General features: G+C 63.7%; 11 protein-coding genes and 1 pseudogene. 4 read left to right on the forward strand and 8 right to left on the reverse strand.

Annotated features, from left to right (window positions below):
• Nucleotides 1–17 precede the first annotated feature (17 nt).
• Both MB901379_RS16380 and MB901379_RS16385 read right to left on the reverse strand, forming a co-directional pair.
• The gene (locus MB901379_RS16380) at nucleotides 18–392 is read right to left on the reverse strand and encodes a relaxase domain-containing protein (protein ID WP_331852718.1); all 375 of its coding nucleotides are present in this window, start codon (nucleotides 390–392) and stop codon (nucleotides 18–20) included.
• A gap of 50 nt (nucleotides 393–442) precedes the next feature.
• Entirely contained in the window at nucleotides 443–1,615 is a 1,173-nt protein-coding gene (locus MB901379_RS16385; protein ID WP_158017590.1) for a Fic family protein, read from the reverse strand.
• A 109-nt stretch (nucleotides 1,616–1,724) separates the two neighbouring features.
• Between MB901379_RS16385 and MB901379_RS25075 the strand changes: the two genes are divergently transcribed.
• Both MB901379_RS25075 and MB901379_RS16390 read left to right on the forward strand, forming a co-directional pair.
• Nucleotides 1,725–1,850, forward strand: a complete 126-nt coding sequence (locus MB901379_RS25075; protein ID WP_269462764.1) for a hypothetical protein — start codon at nucleotides 1,725–1,727, stop codon at nucleotides 1,848–1,850.
• Between the two features lie 650 nt (nucleotides 1,851–2,500).
• On the forward strand, nucleotides 2,501–2,842 hold the full coding sequence (locus MB901379_RS16390) for a hypothetical protein (protein ID WP_158017591.1): 342 nt from the start codon (nucleotides 2,501–2,503) through the stop codon (nucleotides 2,840–2,842).
• A 173-nt stretch (nucleotides 2,843–3,015) separates the two neighbouring features.
• Here the strand turns inward: MB901379_RS16390 and uppS are convergent, their stop codons facing one another.
• Both uppS and MB901379_RS16400 read right to left on the reverse strand, forming a co-directional pair.
• Entirely contained in the window at nucleotides 3,016–3,714 is a 699-nt protein-coding gene (gene uppS / locus MB901379_RS16395; RefSeq protein ID WP_158017592.1) for a polyprenyl diphosphate synthase, read from the reverse strand.
• Nucleotides 3,715–3,726: 12 nt separating this feature from the next.
• A pseudogene (locus MB901379_RS16400) lies at nucleotides 3,727–3,915 on the reverse strand (polyprenyl synthetase family protein); the annotation flags it as partial.
• Between the two features lie 539 nt (nucleotides 3,916–4,454).
• Between MB901379_RS16400 and MB901379_RS16405 the strand changes: the two are divergent.
• Together MB901379_RS16405 and MB901379_RS16410 are read left to right on the forward strand one after the other, a co-directional pair.
• Nucleotides 4,455–5,159: a cutinase family protein gene (locus MB901379_RS16405; RefSeq protein WP_158017594.1), complete on the forward strand. Its 705-nt coding sequence runs from the start codon at nucleotides 4,455–4,457 to the stop codon at nucleotides 5,157–5,159.
• 172 nt (nucleotides 5,160–5,331) lie between these two features.
• Nucleotides 5,332–6,726 carry an HNH endonuclease signature motif containing protein gene (locus tag MB901379_RS16410; protein WP_158017595.1) on the forward strand — a complete coding sequence of 465 codons (1,395 nt, stop codon included), beginning with the start codon at nucleotides 5,332–5,334 and terminating at the stop codon, nucleotides 6,724–6,726.
• Here the strand turns inward: MB901379_RS16410 and MB901379_RS16415 are convergent.
• The 4 genes from MB901379_RS16415 to MB901379_RS16430 all read right to left on the reverse strand — a co-directional run bounded on the left by MB901379_RS16415 (nucleotide 6,723) and on the right by MB901379_RS16430 (nucleotide 11,192).
• Entirely contained in the window at nucleotides 6,723–7,895 is a 1,173-nt protein-coding gene (locus tag MB901379_RS16415) for a dihydrolipoamide acetyltransferase family protein (RefSeq protein ID WP_158017596.1), read from the reverse strand. The genes MB901379_RS16410 and MB901379_RS16415 overlap by 4 nt on opposite strands.
• On the reverse strand, nucleotides 7,892–8,938 hold the full coding sequence (gene bkdB / locus MB901379_RS16420; protein WP_158017597.1) for a 3-methyl-2-oxobutanoate dehydrogenase subunit beta: 1,047 nt from the start codon (nucleotides 8,936–8,938) through the stop codon (nucleotides 7,892–7,894). Before bkdB ends, MB901379_RS16415 begins: the two co-directional genes overlap by 4 nt.
• A 10-nt stretch (nucleotides 8,939–8,948) precedes the next feature.
• On the reverse strand, nucleotides 8,949–10,040 hold the full coding sequence (gene pdhA / locus MB901379_RS16425; protein WP_158017598.1) for a pyruvate dehydrogenase (acetyl-transferring) E1 component subunit alpha: 1,092 nt from the start codon (nucleotides 10,038–10,040) through the stop codon (nucleotides 8,949–8,951).
• A 330-nt stretch (nucleotides 10,041–10,370) separates the two neighbouring features.
• Nucleotides 10,371–11,192 (reverse strand): HpcH/HpaI aldolase/citrate lyase family protein, encoded by an 822-nt coding sequence (locus MB901379_RS16430; protein WP_158017599.1) that lies wholly within the window; start codon nucleotides 11,190–11,192, stop codon nucleotides 10,371–10,373.
• Nucleotides 11,193–11,194 lie beyond the last annotated feature (2 nt).

Consider the following 11,194-nt stretch of genomic DNA (forward strand, 5'->3'; position numbering starts at 1 on the left):
TCAAGCGACCTCAGATGTCACAGATCCGTGCAGCAGGCCCTATGGGGCTGCTGCGGGATCGCTGTTGTGTACGTAGGTATAGGCGGCATGCGTGGCCAGGTACCCATCGCCTCCGAAGGCGCGGCCGAATGCGCCGCCGCGATGGCCTTTTGGACCACGTCGTCGGCGCGCAGCGCGCGCAACAATGACGCGCTTTTGGGCGCTGCGAAGGTCAAATCGAAGCCGTGCACGCTGCGGGTGCCGAAAGCGCGCCCCCGCCCGCCGTTAGGCGCGACACCGTCGTCAAGCCACCGCGTCACTACCGCCGAATCGGCTTCCACACCCGCGCGCCGCACATCCGTCAAACCCACCAACCGCGCCGCGGTGTGGGTGTCGCCTGCACGCAACCACACTTCCAGCCGCGCCCCGCGGCGCGGGTGGAGAAACGGGAAATAACGGTCAGCTATCCCCGTCGGCCGGCGCGTTCGCCGAAAGCATCCAGCGCGGCAAGCACTTCCGGCGAACGCCACACTCGGTTGCGAGGTCCGTTTGTTGTCTCGACGAGGATTCCCGCCTCCGTAAGCGGGTTGAGGTAGCGGTGAGCGTTGGTGGACTCGATACCCAACTCCTCCGCCAGTAGTACGGCGTTCACGACTGGACGGCGGGTCAATAGATCGGCGACCTTCCACACCGCGGAGTCGGACCGTGCGGTGATCACGTCGTTCCAGGTTTCCCGGATATCGCGGATATCGCCGACCAGTTGTCGCCCGTTGGCGATAGCCAGCACGGTGGCCTGCGAGAACCGCTGGACAATCGGCGCGAAGTCACCGTCGCGATAGCTCGTCAACGCGGCGAAGTACGCGCCCGTGTCGGCCAACAGCCCGGCTGAGACCGGCACCGTGACCTGGCGCGTCAGGCCTTTGTTGCGCAGCAGGGCTTGAACCAGTGCGCGGCCTGTGCGGCCGTTGCCGTCGGTGAAGGGGTGGATGGTCTCGAACTGGGCATGGCCCACCGCGATCTGCGGCAGCGTAGGGACATCGGCGCGCTGCGTGAAGGCGATCAGGTCACCAATCGCCCCAGGGATCAACTCATAGCGCGGGCCGACAAACGTCGCGCCGATCGGGGTGGACCCACCACCGATCCACACTGGCTCGGTGCGGAATTCGCCTGGCGTATGGCGTGGCTCATTGACCATCAACGCGCGGTGCATCGCCCGGATAGCATCGGCGTCAACGGTGTCGGACAGAGCGACTGCTGCTTGCATCGCAGCGGTGTTGGCAACGATCAGCTCAGCGTTACGCTTGGCCTTGCCACCGGACAACTCTGCTTCGCCGATTGCGCGCGCTGATGCGGTCAAGTTTTCGATCTGCGAACTCGCGGCGGACTCCGACCGAAGCAACACCGCAGCAAACGGTGCAATCTCGCCGCCCAGTTCGGCGTCGAAACGTGCGATCTCGTGGCTGGCCGCCTCTGCGTCTGCTAACACCGCTGGCGGCAGATCTAGCACCAAGTCGGCAATGCTGACTGGCACAGCGGGGTGGTAGGTGCCGTACTTTGGCAGAGTCCCACTCGCGTACCGCCTCCCCTGCGGTTCCCAACGAACGTTCTCGTAGGCGACAGGGCGAAGTGAGGTCATGGGTCGATTCTAACTTCATTTATTCGATTAAGTGAAGTTAAGAGGCGGGGTTGACTTCAGTTACCGCAAGGGTGATCCTCGCGCGAAATCCGGCCCAAAGATTCCTCCGATGGGCACCTCTTGCGACCACGTTAACAACGGCTGGTTTGGCGTCAGCGTCGGTCAGTACAACATTGCCGGCAGCACTTCGCTGCCCTTCAAGAACTCGTCGGCACCCGAAATCACAAATCCCTAGGTCGCACGTTCGAGTCATGCCGGGGGCACTGATCATCCTGCGAGACGAGTGTTTCGGCTGATACGTGACAGTTATTTCAGTTGATTCTTGACGCTCGCGAGGACCAGGTCGTCCAACGCGCCACAAACCCGGGGGTTCGGTCGAAGTGGCATTCTCCCGGTCGGCCGCCCCGTTACGAACTGCGGAGACAGCATCAGTGCCCACAATCTCGGGTTGCGGTTTCCTATTCGCGACGACCGGGTCAATACCCGGGCACGACGCGGGCAACGAACGAGAACAAATCAACGGGCCGTCGGCGCCGCGGATCGGCTCAATCGCAGCCGGAATCGGAACAGGAATGTCGACGACTAACCATCCTGGCGCCACGACCAGCAACGGGCACTGAAAGTGCACGTCAGAGCCGATTTTGGGCCGGAGATCACCCTGGCCCACCTCGGGTTTGACGTCGCCAATCCGCGCCATCGTTAGCCGTCGAAAAAACGTTGTTCCCGGACCCGTGCGGCAATGCTAGTTTTTGATCAGAACGAACCGGACTTCAGATTTCCTCGGGAAGGTCCTTCGCCTATGCATGATCGCCGCGGCTCATCCAGGAGTTCTGATCATCGCTTGGAATCGGCTGTATGTGATTCAACGTTTTTGAGGGAGTCGAAATGAAGTTGAACCCCATTCGCTTCGGCACTGCGATATTGGGTTGTGCTGCAGCCATTGTGTTTCCCACCGCGGTGGCCAGCGCCGATCCACCTGACCCGCACCAGCCGGACATGACGAAGGGCTGGTGCCCGGGTGGTCGATGGGGTTGGGGCGAGCTAGCCGTGTGCGACGGCGAGAAGTACCCCGACGGGTCGTTTTGGCACCAGTGGATGAAAACCTGGATGGTCGGCCCTCAGTTCTACTACGACTGCGTCAGCGGCGACGAGCCTCTCCCCGGCCCGCCACCGCCCGGTGGCTGCGACGGGGCGATTCCGCCCGAACCTGCCCCTCCCGCGGCCTGACCGCGGCTGGCCGCTCCAGGACACCGGTTGGCGCCTGGACTTGGGTGGCGGGTGACGATTAGCGGCGTCGAGTGGCCACGCAACCTGCCGGGGCGGAGTGGGCGTTTCGCGGAAGCTCTTTGATCTTGCCTAGACGCTATGGGCTGGTTTCAATTTCGGCACCATGCTCCGGATCAATCCTTACCGTGCGCGCGACGTCCGTACTCGGCAAGCGCATTCTCGAAGCGTTCGCGGGTGAAGTCGGGCCACAGTTCATCGACGAACAGCAGTTCGGCGTACGCCGCGTGCCAGAGAAAGCCGTTGGATAGACGCCTATCGCCACCGGTGCGAATGACCAGATCGAGATCGCGCATTTCCGGCGCACACAGCAGCCGCCGAAATACTTCCTCGCCGCCACCCTGGTAGCGCTGTGCGGCGTCCAGCAGCTCTTGACGGCCCCCGTAGTTGAGCCCGAAGAACAGATCCATGCGGCTGTTGTGCGCGGTGCCGGCTTCGGCGCGATCCACCGCGTCAGACATATCCTGCGGCAGCCCATTGCGCGATCCCACCACCCGCAACCGGACGCCCCAAGGCCCCAGCAGCTGGATACCCTGATCGAATAGGGCCGCCATGATGCTCATGAGGGTGGCGACCTCCTCGGCTGAACGCATCATGTTATCAACGGAGAAGGTGAATAGGGAAAGCTGCTCGATGCCCAGTTCGCAGGCATCGCGAACACGTTTGAGTGCGACCTTGCCCCCAGCCAGATGGCCTTCCATCGCAGAGAGCCCGCGTCGGGTGGCCCAGCGCGCGTTCCCGTCGGTGTAGATGGCCACGCAGCGCGGTGGCTGCTGGGCTGTTGCCCCTGACTGCTGATGGTCGAGCTGGTGCATGAATTTCCGCCCTCAGATCACGCCGTCTTCTGCTGTTGAACAAGTTCGTCGGGCCGCGATGGGCGCCGCAGGTAGTCGTGCCGCGGCGTCGCATAGTGCATCACCGGTTATCGGGGCCCTCGGCATCCCGAATGCCGCCCATGCCGTGGAACGGTGACGACGTGTCATGTCGCTGTCCATAATGTCATCGTGGAGTGGCGAAAAGCGGTGTAATGGCTACACCCGGGCCGCACCGGGAGTTGTTGTCTTCACCGAACCGTCTGCCGCACGCGTACATGCGAATGCGAGTGTTGGGCCCCGCATTACCGCCTCCCCGCGAATCTTTACCGCCGCCTTGTCCGGGGTTTCCACGACCGGACTCGGCATCTCGTTGCCCCCGGATCGCCAAGGAGCGGCGGCGCCGACACGGCGTTGTCCGCAGACTCATTGCCCGCATCCACAAAGAGCGCTGACCGACATCGTCCTAAGTCAGGTTGCAATCGCACTGCCCGGACCACCGCACGCGGCGGATTACACAGTGACCATCAGCCGCCGTGCGCGCTACGCCACCCCTGATCGCCTCTTGAGGCTGCCGATTTCGCCCAGCATGCGCGATCGCCCCTGGCAAGCTTGCCGATCGGGGACCGGGTCAACTCAACCTCCCGCTGCTGACGCCCTGCGATGCCCGGGCCGCATTCGATCTGCCGCGCGCGACCTGCCGAAGTAGCCCCGCACAATTTGGTAGGCACGTTTCGGTCGCGATGTGTCAGCATTGGGACGTGAACGCACGCCGATTTGCTCGTTTGCTGGGTATCGCGGTGGTGACAACCGGGGCGACGCTGAGCCCGCCGATCCTCGTTTCTTCCGCATCGGCCGCGCCCTGCCCCGACGTCGAAGTGACGTTTGCCCGCGGCACCGCCGAGCCGCCCGGAGTCGGTGGGGTCGGACAGGCGTTTGTCGACTCACTGCGCTCGCAGGTTGGCGGTCGGTCCCTCGGGGTGTATCCGGTCAACTACCCTGCCACCGAAGATTGGCCTCCGTCGGCATCAGCGGGAGCCAACGATGCCAGCGCTCACGTGGAGTCCATGGCAGCCAATTGCCCCGACACCAAGCTGGTATTAGGTGGATATTCCCAAGGGGCGATGGTGATAGACCTGATCACCATCGCCCAGGCCCCGGTTGCCGGCTTTATCCCCCAAACGTTGTCAGCGGAGGTGGCTGATCATGTTGCCGCGGTCGCCCTGTTCGGAAATCCGAGCGACCGATATCTGGGTGGCCCGGTGAGCGCGATCAGCCCATGGTATGGACACAAGGCAATCGACCTGTGTGCGCCGGACGATCCGATTTGCACTCCGGGCGTCCTCGCGCTGCCTTCACATGACGAGATGTTCTCGCCGGCACACCTCACGTATGAGCATTCCGATATGCCTGGCCAAGCAGCAACTTTCGTGGTGAGCCAGCTATAGCGCACATGCTGGTAAGCCTGCGTTCGGCGTCCTGCGTGGGCCAGGGCCCTGACCAATTAGTTTCAGAACAAGGCAGATAGCGCCAAAGAAATCTGAAATCACTTGTGTCACTTTTATTTCAGTGAGTCTTTGGACGGCAATTTTTGTCGGTGCCCTCCGCTAGTTTCGAGCCATGAGTTCAGGTGTCGTGGATCGAGAGGAGATCACGGCTGCCTTCGACGCCCTGGACGCCGCGGTCGAGGCGGTGGCCGAGCTGAATTTCGACGCACTGACCACCCGCGAGTGGCTAATCCTGCTGGAACGCAGCGAACGGGTCCGCCGGCGGCTCCCGGTGCCCGAGCATCGGCTGATCAATAACCTGGCCCGCCAGGCCACCGCCGAAGAGCTCGGCGGCAAACTCTCCCACGCCGTTGCCGAATGGACCCTGACCAGCCGCGCCGAGGCCGCCCGGCGCATCAAAGAGGCCGCCGAACTGGGGCCCCGGCGCGGACTGTCCGGCGAAGCGCTGCCACCACTGCTGGCGGCCACCGCCGCCGCCCAGCGCGACGGAAAACTCGGAGCAGGCCAAGTAGCGGTCATCCGCCGCTTCTGCCAGCAGCTGCCGGGCTGGGTCGACCAGGGCACCCGCGAGCGTGCCGAAGCCGATTTGGCCCGACAAGGCGGCCAGTATCGACCGGAGCAGTTGGCGGGTCTCGCCAATACCATCGCCGACTGCCTCAACCCCGACGGCACCTATCGCGACGAAGATCGGGCGCGTCGGCGCGGCCTGACGCTGAACAACCAGCAAGCCGACGGCATGTCGGAGTTGCGCGGCTGGATTACCCCGGAACTGCGCGCCACCGTCGAGGCGGTGCTAGCCAAACTGGCCGCTCCCGGCATGTGCAATCCGTTCGATGACACGCCGTGCGTCGACGGCACACCCACCCAAGACGGCATTGACCGCGACGTTCGCTCGGTACCCCAGCGCAACCACGACGCGCTCAATGCCGCGCTGCGCGCGATGCTGGCATCCGGAGCACTCGGCCGGCACAACGGGCTGCCCGCCTCCATCATCGTCACTACCACTCTGACGGAGTTGGAAGCCGCCGCCGGCAAAGGACTGACCGGCGGCGGTACCCTCTTGCCAATGTCGGACGTGATCCGGTTGGCCCGTCATTCCCACCACTATTTGGCGATCTTCGACAAGGGCAAAGCCCTGGCGCTCTATCACACCAAGCGCCTAGCCTCACCAGGGCAACGAATTGTGTTGTACGCCAAAGATCGTGGCTGCTCAGCCCCGGGATGCGACGTCAAAGGCTACTACTGCGAAGTCCATCATGTCACCGACTACGCCGCCTGCCGTACCACCGATGTCAACGACCTCACCTTCGGGTGCGGTCCCCAACATCGGATCCTCAAACCCGGCGGATGGACCACTCGAAAAAACGTGCACGGCGACACCGAATGGATCCCACCGCCGCATCTAGACCGGGGCCAACCTCGAATCAACAATTTTCATCATCCGGAGAAGCTCCTGCGTGCCCAGGATGATGGCGACGGCGACAACACCATTCGCCCGTCCGGTTAGAGATCCAAAATTGCGGTCTCCGGCGCTTCGATCAGGCCACGCAGGTCGCACATGAATCGTGCGGCCTGAGCGCCATCTGCGACCCGGTGGTCGAACACGCAGGCCAATGCCATCGTGGGACGCGCGACCACCTCATCGCCGACGACCACCGGGCGAGGCTTGATCTCGCCCATCCCAAGGATGGCGGCTTCGGGATAATTGATCACCGGTACACCGTCGTCCACACCCAGTGCCCCAAAATTCGAGACGGTGAACGTGGAACCGCGCAACTCTCCCGGTGTCAAACGGCCTTGGCGCGCACCAGCGATCAGCTCAGCCGTGCGGCCGGCCAGTTCGCGCGTGGTCTTGCCATCGGCATCGGTGATCACCGGGACCAGCAGGCCCCGCTTGGTGGCTACACCGAAACCCAAATGCACTCCGGGGTGCATCTGAACCTGCGGCCCGCCAGATGAGTCGATCCAGGTCGAGTTGAGCATCGGGTTGTTCTTCAGAGCAATAATCAGTAGCCGCATCACCAACACGAACGGCGTGATCTCCGGCGCGACCAACCGGATGCGGTCCCGCAACCCCAACAGTTGGGCACAGACAACCTCCACGCTGATCTTCGCTGCCGGAATTTCTCTGTGGGACAGCGTCATCTTTTCCGCCATGTGTGCCTGCACACCACGGACCTGCCGGACCCCGTTCCCGGTGCCCCCGCCCCGAGCAGCAGCCAACACATCGGCGCGAGTGACCACGCCGTCGTCACCGCGCTGTAGCGAAGCCAGGTCAACCATGAGCTCCTTGGCCAGTTTTCGTACCGGCGGTGCGGCAAGTGGCCGCCCTGGCCGCCTGGTGGCGTCGATCTCCTCATCGGCGCCATAGCCGACCAACGTGGGAGCCGCGGTCTCGCCATTGGTGGCCGGCGCCAAATCCGGCGCGGTGTCGATTCGCACCAGAACGGCACCCACCTGGATCACATCGCCTTCGGATCCACCCAAGTCGACGATCCGGCCGGCATACGGGCTGGGGATCTCGACTTCGGCCTTAGCGGTTTCCACCGAACACAACACCTGGTTGAGTTCGACGTCCTCACCAACCGCGACGTTCCACGAGGTAACCGTGACCTCCTCGAGTCCCTCACCGAGATCCGGGACTCGGAAACACTTGACCCGCTCGTCTGCGCTCATGGTTGTGACAGCACGCGTTCGACGCAGTCCAGCAGCCGGTCGGGACCTGGTAGCCACAATTTCTCCAATCGCGCCGGGGGGTAGGGAGTGTCAAACCCACAGGCGCGCAATACCGGAGCTTCCAGCTCGTAGAACATCTTCTCCTGGATTCGGGCGGCCAGCTCGGCACCGTAACCGAGGTTCCGAGGCCCCTCATGCATTACCACGCACCGTCCGGTCCGGTGGATGGACGCGGCGATGGTGTCAAAGTCAAGCGGTATCAGGGACCGCAGATCGATGACCTCCAGACTCCACCCGAATTGCCGCGCAGCATCTTTCGCGGTGCGCTGAGCGGTGGTGACGAGGCTTCCGTAGGTCACGACCGTCACATCGGTACCGGTGTGGCGGACCATCGCGTGACCGAGCGGAGGCTCGGGCTGGGTGGTATCAACCAGTCCTCGAACCTGATAACGCCGCTTCGGCTCGAGAAACATCACCGGATCTGGACAGGCGATAGCGTGCCGCAACAGCCAATAGGCATCCCCGGGAGTCGAGGGAACCACCACTTTCAAACCCGCAGTGTGCACCCAATAGGACTCGGTGGACTCCGAATGATGCTCGGCGGCTCCGATACCACCGAACGATGGGATCCTCACCGTCACCGGCATATTCACCTCGCCACGGGTGCGCGTGCGATATTTGGCCAGATGACTGACGACTTGATCGAAAGCGGGATAGGAGAAGCCGTCGAATTGGATCTCCGGCACCGGCACAAAGCCGCGCAGTGCCAGACCCACCGCGATGCCGATCAGCGCGGACTCGGCCAACGGGGTGTCGAAACAGCGCTCCTCACCGAAGGTTTCGGTCAGGCCTTCAGTTACCCTGAACACCCCGCCCTCGACGGCAACGTCTTCGCCGAACACCAGCACGCGGTCGTCGGCGGCCATCGCGTCATGCAGCGCGCGATTAAGCGACTGCACCATGGTCAACGACTGCACGACGTCGGAGACCGGCATCGTCAGCTTTTGGTCGGCGCGGGCCGGAGGATCGACGATCTGCGTCATGCTCAACCCCTCAATCGGATCGGGCGAGTTCGGCCCGCAACTGTTGGCGCTGCTCCTGCAACCCGGGAGTGATTTCGGCGAACACCGTTGTGAAGACGTCGTCGACGTCGAAATCGGGCGCCCCAACCACCGCGTCACGCAGTTCGGTCCGCAGTCGTTGCGCACGAGCGGCGACCCGCTCCTCCAGACGCTGCGACCATACCCCTTGGCGTTGCAAATACGTTCGGTAGCGCGGAATAGGGTCCCGCGCTAGCCACCGATCGACCTCCTCCTGGCTCCGGTACCGTTTCGGATCATCGGCGGTGGTATGCGGGCCGAGGCGATATGTAACCGCCTCGATCAACGTTGGGCCACCCCCTGACCTGGCTCGGGCTGCGGCCTCGGCCATCACCGAATAGCACGCCAATACGTCGTTGCCGTCCACGCGAATCCCGGGTATTCCGTAGCCAATCGACTTGTGCGCGAGAGACGCTGCAGCCGTCTGCTTGGATACCGGAAGCGAAATCGCCCACTGGTTGTTTTGCACGTAGAAGACGCACGGCGCGCCGAACACCGCCGCCGAGTTGAGCGCCTCATGCACGTCGCCCTCACTGGTGGCGCCATCGCCGAGGAACGCCACCGTTACCGAGCCCTCATCGAGGCGCTGTGCTGCCATAGCCGCGCCGACGGCATGCAGTGTCTGAGTGCCGATCGGGATCGAGATCGGGGCACAGCATTTCTTGGTGAACTCCAGTCCGCCGTGCCAGGTTCCACGCCATGCGGCCGCAACATGGCCGGGCGAGATACCGCGCACCAGGTAGGCGCCCAATTCGCGGTATTGCGGGAAAAGCCAGTCGGTCTTGCGTAGACATGCCGAGGCGCCGACCTGCGCGGCCTCCTGACCACGGCAGGACGCGAACAGCGCCAGCTCTCCTTGGCGCTTCAGATTGATGAACTCGGTATCCAGCTCTCGGGTGACGACCATCATCTCGTAGAGCCAGCACAGCGTTTCGACTGGAAGGTCCCGACTGTAGCGACGTTCGGCCGTAGGCGAGCCGTCCACGCCGACCAGCTGGACCGGGTCGAGGGCGACGGTTACCGAGATCGGAGATTTTCCCGCCATAACGCCTCCCGCGCCCCGCAGCCGGCTAACGCCGTCAGAAGATGCCACCTACCGGTGTCCGATCACCAACCAACTGCGTTGCATCCCGCGCGTCGGCGCCCGCGGCGCGACAGCTACAGCAAAATCTCGGGCGGCAACCGCCGCAAGCACTCACCCATCGTCAAACCCACGATGGGTTTCGCTCGCCGCACTACCGACGCACCACCCATTATGCCCTCAAATCCGAAGACACACTGGTGATCGCGGGATCAACAGGATCCGTGTCGCGGCCAGCGAGTTGATCCGCACGCCGCTCAGCCAACAACTCGGACGACCGCAAACCAGCAACTGCTACCCAGGAACAGATTCCCCCGCCCGCACCAGCATCCTCTCCGCGTGCCGCAGCACCGGGGAGTCGACCATCTGTCCTTCGAAAGCGAACACCCCACGCTCGCTTTGCGACGCGGCCAGGACCCGGCGCGCCCAGGCCAGCTTTTCCTCGCTGGGTCGATAGGCGTTGCGCACCACCGGGACCTGACTCGGATGAATGCACACCGTCACGTCAAAGCCCACCGCCGCGGCGTCGAAGGCTTCTTCCTGCAAGCCATCGATGTCGCGGATGTCCAGATGCACGGCGTCGAGGGCCAAGCGGCCGAATGCAGAGGCCGCCAGCAGTGTGGTCGATCGCACGTGACGAGCCACGTCCCGGTAACCGCCGTCCGCGCGCCGGCTGGAGCTGCCACCTAGCGTGGCGATCAAGTCCTCGGCGCCCCACATCATCCCTACGGTGTTGTCGGCGGCGGCGATTTCGGCAGCAAACAGGGCGCCACGTGCCGTCTCCACCAACGCGATGACCGCGCGTGGGGCCAGGGCAGCGATCTGTTCGGCCGACTCCGCCTTGGGGAGCATCACCATGGTGTATGCGGTAGCGGCCAAGGCCTCCAGGTCGCGGGCATGGTCGTCGCTGTCGGCCGCGTTGATCCGAACAACGGTACGTCCAGGGTCTAGTGGGGTGTCACGCAACGCTTGGCGGGCGGCGGGCTTCGCCGCCTCGGCCACACCGTCCTCGAGATCAAGAATCACCACGTCGGCGGCGGCGGCGGCCTTTGCGAAGCGTTCGGGGCGGTCTGCCGGACAGAACAACCATCCTGGTCCTGCACCACGCAGGTTCATCG

It is taken from the genome of Mycobacterium basiliense, from assembly GCF_900292015.1.
Lineage (GTDB): Bacteria > Actinomycetota > Actinomycetes > Mycobacteriales > Mycobacteriaceae > Mycobacterium > Mycobacterium basiliense.